At 51.0% G+C, this 23,057-nt stretch carries 24 protein-coding genes; 4 read left to right on the forward strand and 20 right to left on the reverse strand.

Going from position 1 to position 23,057, the window contains the following annotated elements; genetic code table 11:
- Positions 1-2: 2 nt before the first annotated feature.
- The 8 genes from rplI to ABNS49_RS06065 all read right to left on the reverse strand — a co-directional run bounded on the left by rplI (position 3) and on the right by ABNS49_RS06065 (position 6,036).
- Complete coding sequence (gene rplI, locus ABNS49_RS06030; protein WP_135981000.1) at positions 3-452, reverse strand: 50S ribosomal protein L9; 450 nt, start codon at positions 450-452, stop codon at positions 3-5.
- Positions 449-2,410: a DHH family phosphoesterase gene (locus tag ABNS49_RS06035; RefSeq protein WP_348688057.1), complete on the reverse strand. Its 1,962-nt coding sequence runs from the start codon at positions 2,408-2,410 to the stop codon at positions 449-451. Before ABNS49_RS06035 ends, rplI begins: the two co-directional genes overlap by 4 nt.
- Positions 2,407-3,279, reverse strand: a complete 873-nt coding sequence (locus ABNS49_RS06040; protein WP_289108234.1) for a hypothetical protein — start codon at positions 3,277-3,279, stop codon at positions 2,407-2,409. Before ABNS49_RS06040 ends, ABNS49_RS06035 begins: the two co-directional genes overlap by 4 nt.
- Before the next feature lie 84 nt (positions 3,280-3,363).
- Positions 3,364-3,594, reverse strand: a complete 231-nt coding sequence (rpsR, locus tag ABNS49_RS06045) for a 30S ribosomal protein S18 (RefSeq protein WP_003864783.1) — start codon at positions 3,592-3,594, stop codon at positions 3,364-3,366.
- Between the two features lie 13 nt (positions 3,595-3,607).
- Positions 3,608-4,102, reverse strand: coding sequence for a single-stranded DNA-binding protein (ssb, locus tag ABNS49_RS06050; protein WP_135980998.1), 495 nt, complete (start codon positions 4,100-4,102; stop codon positions 3,608-3,610).
- Between the two features lie 15 nt (positions 4,103-4,117).
- Positions 4,118-4,411, reverse strand: a complete 294-nt coding sequence (gene rpsF, locus ABNS49_RS06055) for a 30S ribosomal protein S6 (RefSeq protein WP_135980997.1) — start codon at positions 4,409-4,411, stop codon at positions 4,118-4,120.
- A gap of 97 nt (positions 4,412-4,508) precedes the next feature.
- Entirely contained in the window at positions 4,509-5,162 is a 654-nt protein-coding gene (locus ABNS49_RS06060) for a nuclease-related domain-containing protein (protein WP_168353638.1), read from the reverse strand.
- A gap of 37 nt (positions 5,163-5,199) precedes the next feature.
- Positions 5,200-6,036, reverse strand: coding sequence for a putative ABC transporter permease (locus ABNS49_RS06065; RefSeq protein WP_135980995.1), 837 nt, complete (start codon positions 6,034-6,036; stop codon positions 5,200-5,202).
- Between the two features lie 173 nt (positions 6,037-6,209).
- On the opposite strand from ABNS49_RS06065, the gene ABNS49_RS06070 reads away from it, so the two are divergent.
- On the forward strand, positions 6,210-7,445 hold the full coding sequence (locus ABNS49_RS06070) for an MFS transporter (RefSeq protein ID WP_277820851.1): 1,236 nt from the start codon (positions 6,210-6,212) through the stop codon (positions 7,443-7,445).
- 73 nt (positions 7,446-7,518) lie between these two features.
- On the opposite strand, the gene ABNS49_RS06075 is transcribed toward ABNS49_RS06070, so the two are convergent.
- Complete coding sequence (locus ABNS49_RS06075) at positions 7,519-8,373, reverse strand: DegV family protein (RefSeq protein WP_135980993.1); 855 nt, start codon at positions 8,371-8,373, stop codon at positions 7,519-7,521.
- 3 nt (positions 8,374-8,376) lie between these two features.
- On the reverse strand, positions 8,377-9,240 hold the full coding sequence (locus tag ABNS49_RS06080) for a DegV family protein (RefSeq protein WP_135980992.1): 864 nt from the start codon (positions 9,238-9,240) through the stop codon (positions 8,377-8,379).
- A 207-nt stretch (positions 9,241-9,447) separates the two neighbouring features.
- Here ABNS49_RS06080 and ABNS49_RS06085 point away from each other — a divergent pair, with 207 nt between their 5' ends.
- Together ABNS49_RS06085 and ABNS49_RS06090 are read left to right on the forward strand one after the other, a co-directional pair.
- Positions 9,448-10,152 (forward strand): ABC transporter ATP-binding protein, encoded by a 705-nt coding sequence (locus tag ABNS49_RS06085; RefSeq protein WP_135980991.1) that lies wholly within the window; start codon positions 9,448-9,450, stop codon positions 10,150-10,152.
- Positions 10,152-13,511 carry an FtsX-like permease family protein gene (locus ABNS49_RS06090; RefSeq protein ID WP_135980990.1) on the forward strand — a complete coding sequence of 1,120 codons (3,360 nt, stop codon included), beginning with the start codon at positions 10,152-10,154 and terminating at the stop codon, positions 13,509-13,511. The genes ABNS49_RS06085 and ABNS49_RS06090 overlap by 1 nt, the downstream gene beginning before the upstream one ends.
- A gap of 67 nt (positions 13,512-13,578) precedes the next feature.
- Here the strand turns inward: ABNS49_RS06090 and ABNS49_RS06095 are convergent, their stop codons facing one another.
- The 9 genes from ABNS49_RS06095 to pfkA all read right to left on the reverse strand — a co-directional run bounded on the left by ABNS49_RS06095 (position 13,579) and on the right by pfkA (position 21,738).
- Positions 13,579-13,932, reverse strand: a complete 354-nt coding sequence (locus ABNS49_RS06095; RefSeq protein ID WP_135980989.1) for a hypothetical protein — start codon at positions 13,930-13,932, stop codon at positions 13,579-13,581.
- A gap of 88 nt (positions 13,933-14,020) precedes the next feature.
- A complete protein-coding gene (locus tag ABNS49_RS06100; RefSeq protein WP_135980988.1) occupies positions 14,021-14,518 on the reverse strand; it encodes a DUF3284 domain-containing protein in 498 nt (165 codons plus the stop codon).
- A 57-nt stretch (positions 14,519-14,575) separates the two neighbouring features.
- A complete protein-coding gene (locus ABNS49_RS06105) occupies positions 14,576-15,229 on the reverse strand; it encodes a GntR family transcriptional regulator (RefSeq protein ID WP_135980987.1) in 654 nt (217 codons plus the stop codon).
- Between the two features lie 27 nt (positions 15,230-15,256).
- On the reverse strand, positions 15,257-16,342 hold the full coding sequence (locus ABNS49_RS06110; protein WP_288341844.1) for a MupG family TIM beta-alpha barrel fold protein: 1,086 nt from the start codon (positions 16,340-16,342) through the stop codon (positions 15,257-15,259).
- 30 nt (positions 16,343-16,372) lie between these two features.
- Positions 16,373-16,612 carry a glycosyl transferase family 1 gene (locus ABNS49_RS06115; RefSeq protein ID WP_135980985.1) on the reverse strand — a complete coding sequence of 80 codons (240 nt, stop codon included), beginning with the start codon at positions 16,610-16,612 and terminating at the stop codon, positions 16,373-16,375.
- A 66-nt stretch (positions 16,613-16,678) separates the two neighbouring features.
- Complete coding sequence (locus ABNS49_RS06120) at positions 16,679-18,070, reverse strand: PTS sugar transporter subunit IIC (protein ID WP_135980984.1); 1,392 nt, start codon at positions 18,068-18,070, stop codon at positions 16,679-16,681.
- Positions 18,071-18,325: 255 nt separating this feature from the next.
- Positions 18,326-19,231: an ROK family protein gene (locus tag ABNS49_RS06125; protein ID WP_135980983.1), complete on the reverse strand. Its 906-nt coding sequence runs from the start codon at positions 19,229-19,231 to the stop codon at positions 18,326-18,328.
- A 79-nt stretch (positions 19,232-19,310) separates the two neighbouring features.
- Positions 19,311-20,726, reverse strand: coding sequence for a pyruvate kinase (pyk, locus tag ABNS49_RS06130; RefSeq protein WP_135980982.1), 1,416 nt, complete (start codon positions 20,724-20,726; stop codon positions 19,311-19,313).
- Between the two features lie 49 nt (positions 20,727-20,775).
- On the reverse strand, positions 20,776-21,738 hold the full coding sequence (gene pfkA, locus ABNS49_RS06135) for a 6-phosphofructokinase (RefSeq protein WP_135980981.1): 963 nt from the start codon (positions 21,736-21,738) through the stop codon (positions 20,776-20,778).
- Between the two features lie 169 nt (positions 21,739-21,907).
- On the opposite strand from pfkA, the gene ABNS49_RS06140 reads away from it, so the two are divergent.
- A complete protein-coding gene (locus ABNS49_RS06140) occupies positions 21,908-22,336 on the forward strand; it encodes a DUF5684 domain-containing protein (protein ID WP_135980980.1) in 429 nt (142 codons plus the stop codon).
- A gap of 114 nt (positions 22,337-22,450) precedes the next feature.
- Here the strand turns inward: ABNS49_RS06140 and ABNS49_RS06145 are convergent, their stop codons facing one another.
- Positions 22,451-23,050, reverse strand: coding sequence for a cytidylate kinase-like family protein (locus tag ABNS49_RS06145; protein ID WP_135980979.1), 600 nt, complete (start codon positions 23,048-23,050; stop codon positions 22,451-22,453).
- Between the last annotated feature and the right edge of the window lie 7 nt (positions 23,051-23,057).

The following is a 23,057-nucleotide window of genomic DNA, read 5'->3' on the forward strand; positions in this document are numbered from 1 at the left end:
GATCACTCCTTTTCGCTGACGTGCACTTTAATTTCCCCAATCACCTTGTTGCGATATAAATCCACTTTGATGATTGTCGTTCCCAGCGAGTTGATGGGCTCCTCTTTGTGAAGGCGCTTCTTGTCGATTTGAATCCCGGCCTCGTCGAGTGCCTGAACGATTTGCTTGTTCGAAACCGTGCCGAACACGTTGCCGTTTTTTCCGACTTTCAGCTTGAATTCGAACGTCATCGTCTTCAACCGTTCCTTCAACTCGTTGGCTTCCTTTTCCAGCTGCGCCTCGTTGGCCGCTCTTTGACTAAGTTGCGCGGCCAGCACCTTCTGGCTTCCCTTCGTATAAGGAACGGCCATTTTGTTTTTAAACAGGAAATTGGAGGCGTAGCCGTCGTTCACTTCCTTGACTTCGTCTTTTTTTCCGACGTTTTTCACATCTTTCAGCAATATAACTTTCATGATTTTTGTAAATCCTCCTTCAAACATTTAAGAAGCTCGTCCTTGATGGCGCCCACAGTCGTGTCTTTGCGCTCCAGCGCGGCCGCCGCGAAATGACCGCCGCCATGCATCTTCTCCATGATTTTCTGCACGTTGAACGTGCCGTCGCTGCGGGCGCTGACCGCCACGCAGTTCGGATCGGCTTTCGTTCGCGCAATCGTGAAAGACGCCTGGCATCCTTTAATTTTCAGCAGCGAGTCCGAAACTTGCGACATCATCGTCCGATCGAGCTCCTTGTCCTCGATCGCCGCGATGATAAAATGATCGAAAAACATTTCCCCTTGCGAAACGAGCTCGGTTCGCAGCCGGAAATCGCCGATGTTTTCGCACAGCGCCTTTTCGGCGAAATTCGCGTTGGCGCCCCAGATCCGCAACGTCGCCGCCGTTTCGAATGTACGCGCCGACGTATGCATTTTAAAGCGGTTCGTATCCACAAGCAATCCCAAATACATAATCGTCGCTTCCGCCTCGAAGATCGGGATGTGGTTTGGGATCGACTGAATCAGCTCGGCGATCAGCTCGCACGTCGACGAGGCCTGGCTTTCCACATACGTAATGAGCGGGTGGACGACAAAGTGCTCGTTGCGGCGATGATGGTCGATCACGACGATTCGTTCCATCCGGTCGATAAAAGGCTTCGACGACGAAATCATCGGGACGCCATGATCCACCATAATGACCAAATCGTTTTTCGGGTCGATCATTTCCATCGCTTCCTGCACCGTCACAAACCGGTGGCGCTCCCCAATCGCCTGTTTATAGTGGTCCATCGTATCCTGAAGCTGATGGTCGCGTGGCACATCCTGCAAAACGATGAACGCGTTGCGATGCAGCGCCCGGCACCAGTTGGACATGGACAAAGCCGCGCCCATGCAGTCGTAATCCGAATTGACGTGGCCGACAATGAAAACCCGGCCGCTTTCCTTGATCGCCTCCTGGATGGACTGGGCCATGATCCGCACCCGGACCTTGGAGCGCTGGGAACTCGTTTCCGAGTTTCCGCCAATGTAGTGGACGCGATGCCCCGCGCATTGAATGGCGGCCTGGTCGCCGCCCCGGCTTTGCGCCAGCTCCATCAGCTCGTTGAGCATCGTGTTCAATTCCTCGAAATCGTCGGTTCCATACGCGATGGCGACGCTCAGCGTAATGGACACGTCGATTTTCGCCGCCTCGTCCTTGATGATCTGCAAGATCGTGAAGTTCTCGTGCCGGATCTGGTCGAGAATCTCCCGGTTGAACAGCACGAAGATCCGATCCGAGCGAATGCGGCGCACGAGCATGCGGTGGTCTTTTGCCCAGGTAACCAGCGGCGTGCGCAAGTGGGTGTTTATTTTCGCGATTACGTCCTCGTTTTCATACGACTGGTATTCCACGTAGTTGTCCAGCTGCATCAAGGCGGCCACGACTTCGTTTTGTTTTTGGTGCTTGCGCAGTTTGTACAGCTCGGTGATGTCGCGCGCGTACAGCACTTGCGCGTCTTCTTTTTTAATGACTTCGTAAACGTGGTGCTCGTACTTTCCAATGACGGAATCGACGTCCTCGTCGAAAAGCTCGCGGATGTTCTCGATCCACGACGTCACCTTTTTATTGACGATATCAATGCCATGCTCGCGAAAAAAATCGCTCGCCCACGTGACGACGAATTCGTCGTTGTACGTCAAGATCCCGACATCCCCCACCTGAAGGGCGTCTTTGGCATCCCGGCCAAGGATTCGCGAAATATCGAATTCCGTCTGCAAGCCTCTTTTTTTCAAATTGTGCCAAAAACCGATAAAGACGGCTGAAAACAGCCCGCTGATTAAAACAAGCAGAACGACGGACACCCAGTCGTGGGCCCAAATCATATAGGCCAGCAGCCCGACGACGATCACCATCAAGACAATCATGAGATTGCGCCATTTCGTGTATTTTTTCATCATTTTCCTCTATCTTTCCTCAAGCCAATCAAACAATCCAGCTCGCCGAGCACGATCCAGATCAAATTCAGCCCCGGGACAAACCCGCCCAGGATCGCAAAAAACGTCAGCGAGCGCTTGTTGTAGCGAATGCAGCGATCCATCATATAGACGATACCGTAATAATCCAGCACGCATAAATCAATAAACGTGGCCATCATCACGATATCCTGAATCTCTGAGGAATATTTTACCATACTTTGACTCATAGAAAACAGAGCCAGCAAGACAATCGTGACAAATCCAATCCAGCGTCTTGGCCGGATCTGCGCCACTTTTCGAATGGGCGGAATCCAGATTTTCATCCGGATACACACCATGACCGCCAGCAAATGGATGCAGACGGTTTGCAGCAGCGACAGCAAAAACACCACCGCGCCCACAAAAACCCGCCAGTCGACGAAAGGAAGCCAGCGCTGGATCCATGCAAAATCCTCTTGCAGATCCAGGCCGAAGATCCCGGCCCAAACAGCGAAAATCAAGCCATAGGAAACGCAGGACAGGACGAACGTGACGCCAAGCTTCAGTCCGTTGCTCCATCGTTTGTACACGCCGATTCCATAGCACAAGCCGATCAAAATCGACGTCCAGCTGTAAAACCACGTCGTAAAGCCGCCAAACAAAAACGACTCGAGAGCCATGGCGAGCGCGCACACCCCCGCGATCGCGACCGGATTTTGGGCCGCGTAAATGAGAATCGGAAAGGCGAACAGCCAGGACATGCTTTCTTCAAGCGCTAACGCAAATTGTTGATTGACCAGCAACATCACGCCGTAGATGGCGCAAACCATCGCCCCACGGGTGATCTGCCGGGTTTTGATTGTTGAATTCATAATAGAGATTATAATACACAACCGCGTTTTTTCCTATCCCGCCCAAACTAAAAAGACAGGCTTTCGCCTGTCGCTTTTGCTTGATTAGTCTACTACGTAAGGAAGCAGAGCCATTTGACGCGCGCGCTTAATTGCGGTTGCCAGCATTCTCTGGTATTTCGCGCGGGTTCCGGTTACGCGTCTAGGAATGATTTTTCCGTTCGCGTTGATGAAACGTTTCAAAAGTTCTACATCTTTGTAGTCGATTTCCTTGATTTTATTTTTCGTAAAATAGCAAACCTTTTTACGACCCATACGTTGTTTTTTAAAAGCCATCTCTTGTTCCTTTCTAGAATGGTAAATCATCGCTGGCGATATCCAGCGTGTCATTCGCATCGAAAGCAGAGCTGAATCCGTCATCCACCGGCTGGGCGTAAGGATTCACCGGCGCGGGCTGCGGCTGCGAATACGAATTGTACGAATTGGAGTTGCCGTACGAATTGTACGCGTTTTGCTGCGGCTGCGCGTTTTTTGGCTCGAGGAACTGAACGTTGTCGGTCACGACTTCCGTCACGTACACGCGCTGTCCCTGCTGGTTTTCATAATTGCGGGTCTGGATGCGGCCTTCGACACCGATCAGCGAGCCCTTGTGAAGGTACTGCGCCATCAGTTCGGCCGTTTTGTTCCATGCCACGCAGCTGATGAAATCCGCGTCCGGCTGGCCGGGCGTCTGGGAGCGGCGATTGACGGCGATCGTATACGATACGACGCTCGTTCCGCTTTGCGTCTTGCGAAGCTCAGGATCTTTTGTAAGACGTCCTACTAATACCACTCGATTGATCATATTGTTTTTCCTCTATTATTTTTCGCTTTCAGTTTTCACGACCATGATGCGGATCACCGAGTTGTTGATACGGCACAGACGCTGGAATTCCTCGATTCCCGCATTGTCGGCCGTCGCATTGACAACGACGTAATGACCTTTTTTCATGTGGTCGATTTCATACGCGAACTCACGAACGCCCCAGTTGTCGACATTGTCGATCGAACCTCCGTTTTCCAGGATCGGAGCGAAAAGTCTTTTTTCCAGTGCTTCGAATTGAGCATCGTCTAAAGACGCGTTCACGATAATCATGATTTCATATTTTTTCATGCGTACACCTCCCTTTGGACTGATTTGGTTTCAAAAAATGAAACAGAGAGCAAGCGCAAACTTGCTCCAATATCTTAGCACAATCCCTTTGGGAAAATCAACGTAAAATTCGCACAATTTTCCGGATCTCGCTCTTGCGCAAAACCGGTTCGGAAAACGACTGGATCCTTGCCAGCAGCGCTTTGCCGTTGGTCAGCACCGCGCCCGAGTCCACGTCGATGGCCCGGGCGTTCGAGAAAAACACGCACCCGCGAATCGGTGCCGCCACGCCAAAAGAAGCCAGCGTCTGCCGCAGAAGCCTCATTTCCCGCTCCAGCTGGTGCAGCGGATTTTTCATATATTTTGTTTCCTGCCGCTTGTCCTGGCGCCACGTGTTTTGTCCTTTGCGCCCGAAGATCCTGCCGCTGTGGTTTTTGACCTCGACCACGAACAAGCCGGATTCGCTGACCACGAGCAAATCAATTTCGCTACGACGGCCTCCCACTTCCAGCTCGACGTTGTTTAAGACGGTGTAGCCTTTCGGCAGTCCTTCCAGCAGGCTTTGTGTCTGTTCCTCACCCGCCAGGCCGCACCGCGCCATTTTCGCCCGGATCCGGCAGCGCCATGAGAAAAACAGGAAAAGCGCGATCCACAAGACGCCAAACCACGTTCGGTACTCGATGGACACGACAACGGTCAGCGCGGCGAAGATCCAGCCCATACGCTGCAAAAGAATGTATTTTGTGTAACGGATTCGATTCGGATTTTTCATCGCTTCCATTATACCTCAAAAAGAAAAGGAACATCCGTCAATGTTCCTGATTTTCCTCTTTTTGTTCTTGTCCGCGCTGATGCAAATATTTGGCGATCACGTGCGAATCCTGCATCGGTCCGGTAATGAAACGGGAAGGAAACGCCTTGGACAACCGCTGCGTCCGGATTTTCTGGATCTTTTCCATCGTTTTGTTCAGCTCGTCCAGCCGGTCGGCCAGCTCGGGACGGTTTTCGACCCATTCGCCAATCCGTGTCGACACTTCGGTAAGCTGGTCGTGCATCGAACGGATACGAATCGAGGTTTCCTCCTCGAACTGCGTCTGCAAAGCCTCGATTTGCTTGTGCAGCTTTTGCAAAACGTTGCGCCGCTTCACCAAATGCACGCACGTCACGATAAGATCCGCGAAAAAGCCAATCGTAAAAATCGTCAAAAACGTTTCCATCGCCGGCAGCGGAATCGAGTGCGCCCACGCCTCGACGTGCGGCTGGATCAAAAAGACGACGACCAGCGACATCAAGCCGAACAAGACCGAATTCAGCAAGCACACCCGGCCGTTGATATTGAACCGGTACGTGCTGTAGTCCCACCAGCGCTCGTGAAACAGCTTTTCCATGATCCAGCTCGTAAAGTACTCGAGCACGCTCGTCAGCACCATGCCCCCGAAAAACACAAGCACGGGATGGTCGCCCAGCATCATGAGAGGATAAAGGACGATGAGCGCGCCAAATCCGTAAATCGGACAATACGGTCCGTAAAGAAATCCGCGGTTGACAAGCTTCTTCTTTCCGATTCCGACATACACGTCTTCGCACAGCCAGCCCGCCACGCTGTATACGATAAAATAAAAGTAGGCATCGAGCCAATACGTCATAAATAGTTCTCCTCTGCTTTCTTTGTGTTTGTTTTTTATTTTACCATACTTCCTTTCAAACGCTTTCACGCACGCTTTTCAGGTAAAGTTTTCCAACCAACTCGAAAATGTGTTTGAAAATTTAAAAATTCGTGTATCATAGTTTTGTATTAAAAGAAATGAGGAAAACATTCATGAAGAAACTCACAAAGCTTGAACTCAAGTGGATTTGTTACGATATTGGAAACTCGGCGTTTATTTTGCTCGTTTCCACGATCCTGCCAATCTATTTCAACTCGCTTTCATCGGCGGCAGGCGTCGCGGAAAGCGACTATCTCAGTTACTGGTCCTACGCCACAAGCATCTCGACGATCATCGTCGCCTTGCTTGGTCCGATCCTGGGCACGATTGCCGACTACAAAGGCCGCAAGAAACGCGTCTTTTTGACGAGCGCCCTGCTTGGCGCCCTGGCGCTGGCGTGCTTCTGGATCCCGTCGTACTGGTTTTCGTTTTTGGTGTTGTATATCGCGGCCAAGATCTGCTACTCGCTTTCGCTTGTCTTTTACGATTCGATGCTGGTCGACATCACGACCGAGCAAAACATGGACTCGGTTTCCAGCCAGGGCTACGCCTACGGCTATATCGGCAGCTGCATCCCGTTTGTCATCTCGCTCGTGTTCGTCCTGCTTTACGACAAGCTGGGCATCACGATGCACACCGCGATGATGATCGCGTTTTTGATCAACGCCGGCTGGTGGATCGCCTTCACGCTGCCGCTTGCCAAAGCCTATCGTCAAAAGCACTACATTGAACCGCAGCGCCACGTTGTCGTGGATACGTTTTCGCGGTTGAAGAAAACGCTCTCCTCGATTCGAAAGGAACGGAAAGTGTTCTTGTTTTTGCTGTCGTTCTTCTTTTTCATCGACGGGGTGTACACGATCATCGACTTGGCGACCGCGTATGGAACGAGCCTGGGTCTGGATACGACCGGTTTGCTGCTCGCGTTGCTGTTTACGCAAATCGTGGCGTTTCCAGCCAGTCTGACCTTTGCCAGCCTGTCGAAACGATACGATACCGCCAGGCTCATCAAGATTTGTATTGCCGCCTACTTCCTGATCGCCTTGTTCGCGATCCAGCTTGACAAGCTGTGGGAGTTCTGGCTTTTGGCCGGCGCGGTTGGATGCTTCCAGGGAGGCATTCAGGCGCTTTCCCGTTCCTATTACGCCAAGATCATTCCGGAAAACGCGAGCGGCGAGTATTTTGGCTTGTTCGACATTTGCGGCAAGGGCGCTAGCTTTTTGGGCTTGCTCGTCGTCGGTCTGGTCACCCAGTATACCGGTCATCAAAACATTGGTGTCGCCGCCCTGACCTTCATGTTCATCATCGGCTACGTGCTGTTCTCGAAAGCAGCCAAGCTGGACAACGACTAACGAGAAGAGGTTCGCCTCTTCTTTTTTTGCTTTTGGCAACAAAAAAGCACCACCCAATGGATGGTGCCACGCGCTAGGAAAAGCGCGGACGGAACGCCTGTACAGCCAGGCAGCCCAGTCCGGTGTGCACGCTGACCGCGCTCACCAAGTCAATATAGCGGATCTTCACGCCTTCGATGGCGTTCTTGATTTTCTCCCCGTATTTTTGCGCCGCTTCCGCCGCGTCGACATGCGCGACGATCACCGTGTAATCCTGGTCGACGCCCAGATTTTTCAGGCGGGAAATCACATAGTCCTGCGCCCGGTTCATCGTCCGGACTTTGTCGAGGACGTCGATGCGCCCCTCGGTTTCCATGTTGAGATGCAAAATCGGCTTGATTTTCAACAGTCCGCCCAGCGCGGCCGCCATTGGCGTCAGACGACCTCCTTTTTTCAAATGGTTCAAATCGTCGACGAGCAAAATCGTGTCGCACGACGCCGCGATTCGATTGAGTTCGCGAATGATTTCCTCCATCGTTTTTCCTTCATCCCACATTTTTTTGGCTGTCAGGATCATGTCGGCTTGCACGACCGCCGTCGAATAGCAGTCCACGCCGATAAATTCTATTTCCAGCATCCGGGCCGCCATTTCCATCGCGTTCATCGTCGAAGACAAACCGGTACAAATCGGGACCGCGAAAATCGTGTCATATCCTTCTTTTTTCAACTGTTCGAACAAATCCTCGATTTCGCCCAGCTTTGGCAGCGACGTCTTCATCGGCAGCTTCGCGTGCAAATTGTCGAGCACATCCGGTATCGCGATCGTTTCCTCCTCATCGAAGCTGTGTCCATTCACTTCGATTTGCAGCGGCAAGGAATAAATGCCCTTTTCCGCCCAATAAGCTTTGGAACGACCGGTGCCCGAATCGGTCACAAATGCGATTTTCATACGTTATTCCCCTTTTACTTTCTTTACATACTGCATGCCGACCGCGCCAAGACCTGTATGGCAGGCGATCACGGCGTACATCGGCTCGCGGCGGATATCCGCCTGGTCCCCTAAAACGCTTTTCAATTCCTCGATCGCGGTTTGGGCCCCTTCCTCGTTGCGCGCGTCCAGCACGTAAAACACATACTGGGATGGATCGTCGACGCTTTGTCCAATTTGATCGGCGCCCGTCTTGATGGCCTTGCTCATCGTTCGCACCTTGCTCCATACATCGACTTTTCCCCCGGTGTTTTTCGAAACTTCCAAAATCGGCTTGATTTTCAGCATGCCGCCCAGCTTGGCGGCCATCGGCGTCAGACGGCCTCCTTTGGCTAAATGGTCAAGATCCTCCGCGATCAAGTACCCAGCCGAACGGTCGATGGCTTCCTTCAGCGTCGAAACGATTTGTTCAGGCGCCACGTTTTTGTCGTTCAGACTGGCTGCCGCCAGCGCGCAATAATGCTCCACGCCCAGCGTCGTGAACAAATCCAGCGTATGCACCTGGATGCCGTGCCGGTTTGCCGCCGCCAGAAACGTGCTGTTCGTGCTCGACAACCCGTTGGAAAGCGTAATCAAAATCACCTGATCCACGCCTTGCTCCTCATACGACTCCAGCAAATCTTCCATAATGCCAAGGGGCGGCAGCGACGTCTGGACGCTGGCTCCCTGCGCGATATGGTCATACAAATCGTCGATGTCCAAATCCACCCCGTCCAAATACGTGTGATCGTCCACGATGACTTGCAGCGGCAAAAAATCTATTCCTAACGCGTTCGCCTTCTTTTGAGAAAGACCGGAACCGCTATCTGTTACTACTTTTATTGTCATTTTGCTACTCCTCTGATCTTTAGATCATGGGAATGGTATCATGTTTTTTCCCAAACATCTACTTCATTTCCGGAAATTCCGGTAAATCTCCATTCTACTCGTTCTTTTCACGAAAAACAAACGCTCCCCGTAGAACAAATAAAAAAATCCCTTTATAATAGAAATAGTCGTCTTTTACATAGTCTTTTGTTAGAAAAGAGGTTGGATATGGAACATTTTATTTCTTTTAAAGATGTCCGGAAAACATACAAAATGGGCGAAGTCGAGATCCACGCCCTCAACGGCGTTTCCTTCGATATCGACCAGGGGGAGTTCGTCATCATCGCCGGCGCTAGCGGCGCAGGCAAAAGCACGATTCTCAACTTGCTTGGCGGCATGGACACGGTTTCCGCCGGCACAATCGAGGTCGACGGCAGCGTCATTTCGGATTTCAACGAAAAACAGATGACGCTGTACCGGCGCTACGATGTTGGATTCGTCTTCCAGTTTTACAATCTGGTTCAAAATCTCACGCTCAAGGAAAACGTCGAGCTGGCTACGCAAATCTCGAAAAATCCACTCGATATCGACAAGACGATCGCGGCCGTCGGATTGAGCGAGCGCATCAGCAACTTTCCGGCCCAGCTTTCCGGCGGCGAACAGCAGCGCGTCGCGATCGCCAGAGCGCTGGCCAAAAACCCGAAGCTGCTGCTTTGCGACGAGCCGACCGGCGCCCTGGATTACGTGACCGGCAAGCAAGTTCTCAAAGTGCTTCAGGACACTTGCCGCAAAGAGCACAAAACCGTGATCGTCATCACGCACAACCTGGCGTTGACGCCCATGGGCGATAAAGTCATCAAAGTGCGCTCGGGTCAAATTGAAAGCGTCGAAATCAACCCTCACCCTATGGACGTAGATCGGATCGAATACTAATGCCGAAAATTCTCTGGAAAGATCTTTTGATCGAAATCCGGCATTCGCTGGGCCGCTTTTTCTCGATTTTGTGCATCGTAGCGCTTGGGGTGGCGTTCTTTGCCGGAATCAAAGCCAGCGCGCCCGATATGAAATACAGCGCGGATGTCTATTTCGATCAATACAACACGCAGGATATCCAGGTGTTCTCGACCCTTGGACTGCGGAAAAAAGACGTGGAAGCCATCGAGAAAATTCCCGGTGTCGAACACGTCCAGCCACTGTTTTCCATGGACGCCCTGACAAGGGTGGGCGCCAGCGAACTCGTCTACAAAGTGTTTTCCCTGCCAGACGATTCCGCGATCAACCAGGTCCGCCTTGTCGAAGGACGAATGCCTGAAAACGACAAAGAATGTCTGCTGGAAGCACCCAATGTCAAAAACGAGTTGTTCGCCGGGTACAAAATCGGCGACACCATCAAGCTGTACTCCGGGACCGATACACCCATCACCGACGATTTGAAATTCGACGAATACAAAATCGTCGGCACGTGCTACTGGCCAAGGTACCTGTCCTACGAAAAAGGCACGTCGTCGATTGGTTCCGGTGAAGTCGATTCTTTCATCTTCGTCCCGGATGCCGACATCAAAGCGGATTACTACACCGAAATCGACGTCACCGTCCAGGGGGCGAAAGCGCTGAACACGTATTCGGACGCCTATTTTGACCAAGTCGATCCGGTCGTCAAAAAAATCGAAGCGATCGCCAACGGGCAGATCCAAGCCGAAATCGACCAGCAGCAGGCAAAAATCGACGACGCGAAAAAAGAACTGCTCAAAGAAATCGACAGCGGACAGGCGAAGCTGAACGACGCCAAAGCGCAAATCGAGCAAGGACAGCGCGAACTGGCCGCCCAGGAGCAAAACCTCGCCAGCGCCAAAGCGCAGCTGGACGCGGGCTGGGCCGAATACGCCCAAAACCGCGCCGCCATCGACGCCAACCTGCCTAAGCTGGACGACGCCATCGCCAGCATCCAGCAGCAGGAGCAGCAAATTCCCGGCTTGCAAAACCAAAAAGAAGAGCTAGAAGCGAAGAAAGCCACCCTTCTGGCCCAAAAGGCGCAGCTGGATGATGGCATCACTCAAATCGAATCCGCGCTGGAGAAAAAGCCGGAACTTCTCGCGCAGCAGGCCGCGCTGCCGGAAGCGATCGCCCAAATCGAAGCGCAGCTGGCGGACCCGTCCCTTCCTTCGGAAGCGATCGAGTCGCTTACGCAAAAGAAAGCCGAGCTGGAAACCGCGCTCCAAGCGGTAAACGATGGTTTGGCGCAGCTTGAAACACAAGAAGCCGCCCTTTCCACGTACCAAAGCCAGCGCGACGAGCTGGCAAAGGGTCTGACGCAAATCGACGACGGCATCGCCCAGATTCAAAGCGGTCTTGACCAGCTGGCGCAGGCGAGCGCCACGAAGCAGCAGCTGATTGCCCAGCGCGATCAAATCGCTGCCTCCTATCCGCAGCTCAACGAAGCCTACGCCACGCTGAGCCGCTCCCAGGCGCAATACAACGATGGTTTGTCGCAAATCGAGAGCGCCCGCCGCGCGTTGATGGACGCGCAAAACGAAGTGGAAACCAATCAGAAAAAACTAAACGATGAAACAAAAAAAGCCCGGCAGGAAATTGACGACGGGCAAAAGAAAATCGACGAGCTGGAAGGCGAATGGATCGTGCTCGACCGGGATTCCCTGTATTCGTATCGGGACTATGGCGCGTGCGCGGACCGGATGGATGGCATCGCGTCCGTCTTCCCGGTGTTCTTCTTTCTTGTCGCCGCGCTGGTGTGCATGACGACGATGACGCGGATGGTGGACGAGCAGCGCAACGAAATCGGCACGTTGAAGGCGCTGGGCTACTCCAAAGGCCAAATCGCGATGAAATACTTGATGTACGCCTTGCTGGCCAGCGTCCTTGGCTCGATCATTGGCTGCGCGATTGGCTTGTTCGTCTTCCCGTACATTATCTTTTACGCCTGGAACACGATGTATCTGTTGGAAAAGATCCAGTACGCGTGGCAGCCGGGCTTGATGATTTTGGCCGGCGCGTCCGTGACGGGCATCACCTTGCTGGCGACGTTCCTTTCTATTTACAAGGAGTTGATGGAGGCGCCAAGCCAGCTCATGCGGCCAAAAGCCGGAAAAGCCGGGAAGAAAATTTTGCTGGAGCGGTTTCCAAAGCTTTGGAGCAAAGTTTCCTTTTTGCACAAAGTCACGATTCGCAACATCTTCCGGTATAAAAAGCGGTTCTTCATGACTGTGATTGGAATCGCGGGCTGTTCGGCGCTGCTTGTGGCGGGATTCGGGATCAACGACTCGATTTCCGACATTGTCCATTTGCAGTACGAGGAAATCGACCATATGGACGCCTCGGTGACGCTCGACGGCGCTTCGCCGGACACGTTGAAAGAAATTCTCGCCAATCCGGATGTGGAGGATGGCTTCGCGGAAGAGTCCATCAACGTAACGCTTCATATCGAAGACAAAGACATGAGCGGCACGGTCCATATCATCCCGAACGACGAGTTGAAGCGCTTTAACGAATTTGTCACTTTGCGCACGATGCGCGGAAAAGAAAAAATCACCTTGCAAAACGGCGGAATTTACATTTCCGAAAAAATGGCGCAAAAAATGGATCTGGCATCCGGGGATACGCTGACGTTCAAGGACTTGGATGGCCAAACGCTGCACGCCAAGGTGCTGGGGGTGTTCGAAAACTATATCGGTCATCAAATGTACGTCACGCAAACGGAATTCGAGCAATGGAAAACGACGGAGAAGCCGACGCAGACGTATTTGCTGAAGCTGAAAGACACGAGCGACCAGGCGCAAACCACGCTTGGAAACGAGCTGATGGAAATGAAAGATGTCAAGAGTGTCACCTTCTACTCCGCGCTGGAAAAAAACTTCCTCGATATGATTGGCTCGATTCAAATGATCGTTGTCGTCCTTGTCCTCTCGGCGGCCGCGCTGGCGTTTGTCGTGCTGTACAATTTGAGCAATGTCAACATTTCCGAGCGGATGCGGGAAATCGCGACGATCAAGGTGCTTGGCTTTACCGAGAAGGAAGTCAACGCCTATGTCAATCGGGAAAGCCTGATTTTGGCGGTCATCGGCTCTTTGGCCGGTCTTGGGATCGGCATCGGCCTGCACCATCTCATTATGAATTTGGCGGAAATGGACGATATTATGTTTGGACGTACGATTTTGCCGCAATCGTTCGCCATCGCGTTTTTCCTGACGATCTTTTTCGCTTTGCTGGTCAACTTTGTCATGAAATTCAAGCTGCGGAAAATCAAAATGGTGGAATCGCTAAAAGCGGTGGAATAATTTGGAAGAAGGTCGGATCGCGGCCTTCTTTTTTTGTTTGGCGCAAAAAAAGGCGGAGCGGTTCCGCCTAGGACAACAAGATCGTTGGAATAATGCTGCCAATCCAAATGAGAATTGGCGGCAGCGTGTTTTCGACAGGAAACACATGCGCGCACCCTAAGATAAAAAAAACAGTCAAACTGACGACAAGAACCCATCCGATTGTTCGGTGTGGATGGTTTTCATACACTTTTACCCAGAAAATCAGACATACCCCAAAAAACAAATAAACCAGCGGTGCGCTTTCTCCATTTAACGGCATGGACAGGCCGTTTCCAACGACGGTCTGCGGGTTGTTGATGAGCACAAACAAGATCGAGCTGCCAAATGGCGACAGCATCAAAAACAAGTTGTGGATCAATCGGCTTTTCGTTTTACTCATTTTCTTTTTCATCTTCTTTTCTTTGTTTTCATCATAGTCGAATTTTGGGAAAATTGTGTGCTGGATGCCCAAAAAAAACGCCGAATTTTCATTCCGCGTTTTCATTGTTTTCATCTGCTTCCAAAAAGGTGTCGTCGTCCATCGCCCGGTTTTCAATAATCGAGCGCTCCATGGCGCGCAGCCGTTTCTTGATATCCTTTTTCGCTTTGTGGTTGTAAATCAAACCGACAAGCCAGCCATTCATCGAGGCCATTTTTCCGGCGCCCTCAAAATCCTCCACGTAAGCGAGGCCGCTGTTTCCGTTTTCGAGCCGCTCCACTTCGTAGCGCATCATGTTGCTGCCGGAAGCCGATTCGAATCGGGCCTCGTACACGACCGGATATTCAAACTTCGCGATCGTCACCTTTACGCCCGCTTCCTTTCCCAGCTTTGATTTTAACTTTTTCTTGTATGTATAGTTGTCATGAAGCTGGTTGACTTTAACATTTTTCCCGGTGCTTTCCTTGATGTCGTACAGCACCGATGGCACGATGACGTCAAACAGTTCTTCCGGTGTGACTTCCAGTTCCAAATCCACTTCGATCATTTGGATTTTCCTCCCATTTCTTTTTTCGTAATTGCATTTATTTTAGCACAAGATCGTTTAATTGGAAATCTCGATCGTTTCCACGAAGGGATTGTAATAGGTCTTGCGCATCAAAATCGTTTCCCCGTTAAAAGAGCGGTAAATGGATTTCACCATAATGATGGGCACATCCATCGGAATGTTCATGATATTGACAAACTGGACCGGAATCAGCATCGGAATAAACGTTTTGGTGATGCGGAAATCCTTTTTACGTTCGATTAGCTCAAAAACTTCCTCTATGTCTTCCACTTCCCGGCGATAATACGCGGAAGTCATATAAATCTCGTCGATGTTCGCAATTTCGCCGGCGCGCTGCCTGCTTCCCACGATTCGCATGATATCTTCGTAAATCGGCACATTTAAAATCGGCGCGATTTCCTCAAACGTCCGGTGGGTCATATACAGCAAATGACAAGTTTCATTTTCCTTCTCGTCGTCGATCGTGTTTTTACGCACGAGCTCTTTGTCCGACACAAACGTTCCGCGTGTCTTGTCCCGATACAAGATGCCTTCGTCGACGAGTTCGTCAATGGCTTTTCGAACAGTCATCCGCGACACTTCAAACTCCAGCGATAAAGCCCGCTCGGAGGGAATCGAAGAATTGGCAGAAAGAGAAGCGATCTTATGGAGTATTTTCGATTTGACTTGTTGATACAACGGTCGGCTCATAAGCAGTTCCTTTCTTGCCCATTTTCCTTATTTCTTGAACGCGAATGTCTTCCAGGCATCCAAGTAGTCAAGAAGAATGAGTTCCTCTTCCGGTAAATGGGCCACAACATTCTTTTTACCATCATTTGGCATATCTTTCAAGACGACATGAAGCTCCCCTTTATACCGGTCGTAGTTTTCATTGACGATCACGATATCCCCCCGCTTTAAATCCCGGGTGTTGCGCGCAGGAATGGACGCGTCTTTGTACGTGATGCGCGGCATCGTGCTCCGGGCCGCGTAGTCGTTCATATCGCCACGAGCAAAATGCGGATGCTCGAACAAAATCTTTTCTTCAGCCTCGTTTGGCTCGCCTTCCAGCTCGATGCGGAATGTCAGCTTGCCTGGTTCGATTTCCGAAAGGGCCTTCATTTCCTCTTCGGAGGCGAAACAGTTGGCGATGATCACATCGTCCACCAGTCCGGTCGCGAACAAGTGGCGGGCCTGCAAGTCGATTGGCAGATCGCGGTGCATTTCCAGCGTGCAAAGTCCTTCGTACACGTTCCATGGACCGAATGTATCGGGCTGCTGGCTGGAAACGAACGCGGCAATCGGCAAATTGTGCTGACGAATGCGCTTGGATGTTTCCTCGAACATCTTGTAGCCCAGTCCCGAATACCGCTGCGGATAGAAATTGTGGCAGGTGAGCACGTAGTCGGTGTTCGGCTTGTAGCTGAGCACGTTTTCGATGTACTTGTTGTCGACGGAGGCGTTGAACTCGATTTTCAAATGATCCGGGTTGTACGTCATTTGCGCTTCCTTGTGGCCGTCGAAGCCTTCGTCAAGCCGGATACCGTCGGCGTGGATATCGGCAAAGAACGACAAGTCGTCGTACGTGATGCCCAGACGTTCGAACACGTACGGCGCCACATCCAAAATGACTTCCATGCCTTTTTCATGCGCGTAGTCGATCAGTTCCTTGAATTCAGCTTTCACTTCCTCTTTGGGCTTGTCAACCGACAACAGACACGTAAAGATCCGCTTGAAGCCGTAGCGGGCGGCCTGTTCGATGTACTTCTTGTTTTCCTCCAGTGTGGCGTGTTCCGGATAAATTGAAATCCCTAGTCTTCTCATGATGAATTCTCCTCTTCTTTTCCTCTTTGTTTATTTTGTCTTTTTATACTGGCGCGGCGTCTGCTTGCGACGTTGACCGAGCTCATGCTTTTTGCGGCTTAGACGCATCCACAACACGCCAATCAGCACGATGGATAAGCCTTCGATCACGACGATGATCGGCTTGTCGTACATGGGCGCGGTCACGATGACGAGCGTTCCGATCGCGATGACGAACAATTCCCACGATCCCCATTTGTTCGGGGCTTGCTTTTCCTGTTTATTTTTCATTAAACCTCCTTTTAAAAGGCGAAAAAAGGAAGGTTCAACCTTCCTTTTCTTGCTGGTCTATCTTTTTTATTCAACTTCCTGTTGACGGTTGGCAAGCAATACAAACGGTGTCCAGATCAGGAACGACACGCCCAGGTTGATCAGCGCGACTAAACCTGCCATCAGACTTCCGCCGGTTGCCAGGAAGGCGTAAATACCAACTGGCATAACCCAAGGCACTTGCACGTACACTGGAGGAATGATTCCACCCGCTGTGAACAAGTAAGCGATCAGCGTACATACTGGCGGAACAAGCAACCAAGGAATGAAGTAGATTGGGTTCAACACGATTGGCAAACCGAAGATAACCGGCTCGTTGATGTTGAACACGCCCATTGGCGCGGCGAGTTTTGCGACCTCACGCACATCCTGACGCTTCGAGAAGAACAGGATCGCGATCAGCAAACCAAGCGTGACACCCGAACCACCCATCTGGGCGTAAGCATCCAGCGAACCACGCGTCCAAATGTAAGGCATGCCTTCCGTCGTGTGGTGCTGTTCGAAATAAGCGAGGTTTTCCAGCAACGCTGGTGTATACACACCTTCGATGAACGGTGCCATAACGTTGGAACCGTGCAGACCGAAGAACCACAGCAGCTGAACGAGGAACGATACGAGGATCGCACTGAACATGTTTTGCGAAAGACCCATCAACGGCGCCTGGATCCATTGCTGGATGAGCTCGTTTGGATACATGCCCGCTGTCGCCACACAGATCTGCGTGATGATACCGAATACGTAAATCGCTACGCATCCTGGAATGATGGCCGCGAACGCGTTACCAACAGCTGGCGGTACGTTTTCCGGCATTTTGATCGTGATCTTGTGGATCATGAGCTGCACGTAAATCATCGAAGAAGCCAGACCGACGATCAACGCGGTGAACAAACCGGTCGCGCCGGTATAGGCGCTACCCATGTAGCCCCAGCCGCTGACGCTGATGTTGACTGCGTCGCCGCTTGCGACCGCTTCCACACCAAGATCGTTGAGCGCGGCCACGCTGGCTGCGTCGACACCTGGCAAAGTGAAATCGAAGACTGCGCTTTGATTCATACATACGACAACCGCGGAGAAGGCGATAACGCCGCCGGCGATTGGATTGACATTATATGTTTTCGCGATTTGATAACCGAGCGCAAACGCGAAGGCGAGCGATAAAATAACGATCGAACCAAAGTACACGTTTCCGTTTACGTTGATCAGCGGTGTCATCGTTGCCACAAAAGAATTTCCCTCACCCCACCAGGAGTTCGGCAGATCTCGGAAGAATACGTTCAAGAGTACGGCGATACTTCCTACCATCGTGATCGGCATGATCGCGATGAAGGCGTCACGGATCGCAACAAGATGCTTTTGGTTACCGATCTTGGCGGCCGCCGGCATGAAGTGTTCTTCCATCCAGTTCAAAAAACCATTCATAGAATTGTATTTCCTTTCTCCAAGCTTTTCACTTGGTCTATACCAATATTAAAACGCTTACATCACTCTTTGTCAACGAGTTTTGACATTTTTTCGAAAATAGATTTTAAATGACGCAGAATTAAGGGAATATATCGTTCAATCGTATTAAAACATATTCTGAAAAGAAACGCCACTCTGAATGGTACCGCTTTCAAAGAAAAAACGGTATAGACCAAAAAAAGACCAATTATGCCAAATTGGTCTACTTGAATTTTACTTTTCTTCCCACGTCATGGCGTACATGGCCGCGCCCACGATGCCCGGCTCGTCCAGTTTCGCCGGAACGAGTTCCACATCGCGCATCGCTTCGAACAGTTTGCTGCGCCATTTTTCCCGAAGAGCCGGCATGAATACATCGGCGCCCTTCATGACGCCGCCGCCTAAAACGATCACGTCCGGGTCTATGACAAGTGAAATCGCCGACAGCAAATTGGATAAGTCGTCCGTCATCTCGTCGACGATTTTAAGCGCTTCCTCATGGTGCTGGGCGGCTCGTTCGAACACCTCGCCCGCGTGCTGGATCGAAGCGTCGATACGCTCTTTTCCCTTGCGTGTCACTGCCGTTCCGCTCGCGCCGCTCTCTACCGCGCCCTTGTTCATGATTCCGTATTGGGAATCGCGCTCGTTGACAATCATATTGCCCACTTCGCCGGCGAATCCGTGACGCCCCATCAGCACTTTTCCCTGTATGACGGCAGCTCCGCCAATGCCTGTGGAAATCGTGACGTAATACACGCTTTCGTTCCCTTTTCCTGCGCCGGCCAGCGCCTCTCCGATGGCGGCCGCCTTTCCATCATTGGCCAGCACGACTCGTCTTCCGTCCAGTTCGCCGGAAAGCTTTTCCGTCAGCGGATAATCGACTAGCTTCGACAAATTGTTCGCGGCCTTGATCGTTCCTTGCTCAACGTCGATCAACCCGGGCACCGCGATCCCGATTGCTTCTGCCTCCTCCTGGTTTGGCAGCGAACGGACAAGATCGACAATGACCTTCACGACATGTTCCGCTCCTTTTTCCGGATTGGACGCGCTTTTGTTGAGCGCCAGCACTTCGCCTTCGGCGTTGATGAGCGCGGCCCGGACATTGGTTCCGCCTAAATCAATCCCAACATATTTCTTCATTTCTTCTTCACCTCATTTTGTTCATTGTATCAAAAAAAGACCCCTCAGGCGAGAGGCCAATTTTGTTTCCAATAAAACGTTAGATTTGAACGATTTTCATCATGTTCGTGCTGCCGGATCCTACTGGATAACCTGCGACCACGATGATGTTGTCCCCTTTGTTGAATCCATATTCCTGGGCGATGTTGCGCGCGAGCTGCACATCGTTTTCCTGCGAGTTCTGGATCGCGGAAACGTAAGGGAATACACCAAATACAGGAAGCAGAGAACGCTCCGTTACTGCGTCGAAGCATACGGCAACGATTGGCGCTTCCGGACGGAATTTCGCCAGGCGCTTTGCGGTGTTTCCGCTTTGCGTGAAGGCCACGATGCATTTCACGTCGATGGCCAGCGAAGTATCCGCTACCGAAATCGCGATCGCGTCGTTCATCGTGCGGCGGCTCGACTTGATGCCTTGTTTCAGGCGTTCCTTGTAAGGAATCATCGGCTCAACCGCGTTGGCGATCTTCGTCATGGTATGAACGGCTTCCACCGGATAGTGGCCGGCGGCTGTTTCTCCCGAACACATGATCGCGTCCGTTCCGTCCATGATCGCGTTGGCCACGTCGCTAGCTTCCGCGCGGGTCGGGCGCGGGTTTTCCTGCATACTTTCCAACATGTGGGTCGCGGTAATTACCGGTTTCCCCATTTCGTTGGCAATCTTGATCATTTGTTTTTGATAGATTGGAACATATTCGAGCGAAACGTTGACGCCAAGATCGCCACGGGCGACCATAACGCCATCGCTGACTTCAAGGATGTCTCGCAAATTATCGAAACCTTCCTGGTTTTCAATCTTCGGAATGATCTGGATATTGTCTTTGTTTTCGTCGATCAAAATTTTCCGGATCGCCAGCACGTCTTCACGACGGCGCACGAAACTTGCGGCGATGTAGTCGACATCGTTTTTCGCGCCGAACCGGATATCCGCCTCGTCTTTCGCGGATACGAATGGCATACTCAAAATGATTCCCGGCAGGTTGCATCCTTTGCGGCTCTTCAAAAAGTGAGGGTTCGCAACAACGCCTTTAATAACGCTTCCCGGTTCCACATCCGTGATATCGACGCGCATCTTTCCGTCATCCATCAAGATGTAGTCGCCTTTTTTCACATCGTTGAACACTTCCGGACAACGCAAAGTGAACCGGTCGTGGTTTCCGAGTACTTCCTCTTTGACGATTGTCACCTCGTCGCCTTCCGCGAAATCGACGCCGCCGTTCTCAAAGTCGCCCAGACGAATTTCCGGCCCTTTGGTATCCAATAAAATACCGATTGGCTTTTTCGTTTCCTGCGATACTTCGCGAATCAGATTGATTCGTTCCCCGTGCTCTTCGTAGCTTCCATGCGAGAAGTTCAATCGGGCGATATTCATGCCTTCTTTGACCAGTTTCGTGAGTGTTTCCTTATTTTCACTAACCGGCCCGATCGTACAAACAATTTTTGTCTTTTTTTCCATACTGTTCCTTTCCTCAAATAGTTCCTTCCTTAAAAAACTTAAGCCTATTCTATCCTAATCGTTCAAACAGATTTGTCAATGGTTTTCTTGACTCTGCCGGCATACACAACGCTTTTTCGATTGGGTAGGATACGATTTTGTTGTCGTGGATCGCGACGCACTGTCCACCGATACCCTGCATAAGCAAATCAACGGCTTTTTCTCCCATTTGGGAGGCGAGCATACGATCAAACGGACAAGGCGAACCGCCACGTTGAATATGGCCCAACACCGTGGCGCGTCCGGAAAAACCAGTATTTAGACTGATTTTCTTGGCAAGTTGATGCACATCGGTGATTTTTTCACTGATGACGATAATCGCGTGTTTCTTCTTTCGGATCAAGTCCAGATCCCGCAAACGATCCAAAATCTCGTTTTCGTCAAATCCGGTTTCGCTCGTTACGACGATTTCCGCTCCGCAGGCGATGCCGGCCCACAACGCCAGATCCCCGCAGCGGTTTCCCATGACTTCCACGATCGAGCAGCGATGGTGGGAGTTGGATGTGTCCCGCAGTTTATCGACCGCGTCGACCACCGTTTCCAGCGCGGTCTGGAATCCAATCGTAAAATCGGTGCAGTTGATGTCGTTGTCGATCGTACCCGGCAAACCGATGCAGTTGATTCCCATTTCCGTCAAAGAAAGCGCCCCGCGATAGGAACCATCCCCGCCGATGACGACAACCGCTTCGATTCCTCTTTTTTCAAGCTGCCGAATCGCTTTTTGACGAACTTCGAGATCTTTGAACTCCGGAAGTCTTGCAGACCCGAGAATCGTCCCTCCCCGATTGACGATCTCGCTGACATCCTCGCGGGTCAACGGTTCGATATATCCCTCGACCATCCCCTTGTACCCGTTGTAGATTCCAAACACTTCAAGACCTGCGTTCAATCCAACGCGCGTCACTGCGCGGATCGCCGCATTCATCCCTGGCGAATCGCCGCCAGAAGTTAAAATGCCTATTCTTTTTACCATACTTCAACCTCCATCAGGCTATAGATTTCATTAGTTTTACTATACCATAATGGGCTTGGAAATTCAGCTGTAAAGAAGTGTAGTTTTCTCGTTTTCCTTCCTTACTTTTATGCAAATAATTGGACGGGCCAAACCACATCCACGTATATTGAAGAAAGGAGGTAGTATTATGTTTTTTTCAACCACATATTCCATCATCGGTCTCGTCTGGTACGTTTTTGTCGTGATCGGCAGCTGGAAAATGTTTCAAAAAGCCGGCGAAAGCGGATGGAAAGCTTTGATTCCGGTGTACAATCTTTATATCGTATTCAAGTTCTCGTGGCAGACCATGTATTTCTGGGTTTGGCTTGGATTGACTGTCATTTCCTTTTTCATGGGTTCAAACGCCAACAGCGTCAACGGTTTCATGTATTACGCCGCCTGGATCATCGGTTTTATCCAGCTCTTGATTTTATGTAATCTGGCGTTCAAAGTGTCGCTAGCGTTCGGACACGGGATCTGGTTCGCTCTGGGCTTGTATTTCTTCCCGTTCTTATTCACGTTGATCCTTGGTTTTGGAAGTTCCCGCTACATTGGAAACTTGTCCTCGAACTATTAACTTCTAAAAGCAGGCTTTCCTGCTTTTTTTGTGCAGGCGCCCGCTTCCGGATTCCCTTCTCTTTTCCTCCGATAAAAAAGAAGATGGCGCGCAATGCCATCCTCTTCGTTCTTTTTACTCGTTTCCAAAATATTCCATCGCGTACATCGCCAGACCAGGAATCACTTTTTTGATTTCAACGTTTGTCGTGTTGACGCATAAATCGTAGTTTTCCTTCTCGCCCCAGCGGGTCGGCGCGATCATTTCATGAATTTTTTTCCGGTTCTTATCCACATCTTTGATTTTCCGGACAAGTTCTTTCTCCGTGAGTTTTTCCTCTTCCGGCCCTTTGGCCCGGCAACGTTTGATTTTCGCTTCCATATCGGCGTAGACGAAGATGCTGAACGGATTGCGTTCCGCCAGGATTTCCGCGCAGCCATGGCCGACAACGACACAGTTTCCTTTGGATGCCAGCTCTTGAATGATCTTTTGCTGGGACACTAAAACGTCGATTTGCTGCTGATTGTAAAACGTATGTCCAAATTGCGTGGAAATGAGCGAAATGGCTTTTTCCGCCACCCCTTCGACATACCCTTCGTGCATTCCCGTTTCCTTGCAGATTTCTTTGATAATTTCCTGATCGTAATAAGCGAATCCGAGTTCGTCGGCCAGCCGCTTTCCAATTTCACGGCCTCCGCTTCCAAATTCTCTGGAAATTGTAATAATTTTATTCATACTCCCT

The sequence above is a fragment of the uncultured Dubosiella sp. genome, from assembly GCF_964018005.1.
GTDB lineage: Bacteria > Bacillota_I > Bacilli_A > Erysipelotrichales > Erysipelotrichaceae > Dubosiella > Dubosiella muris.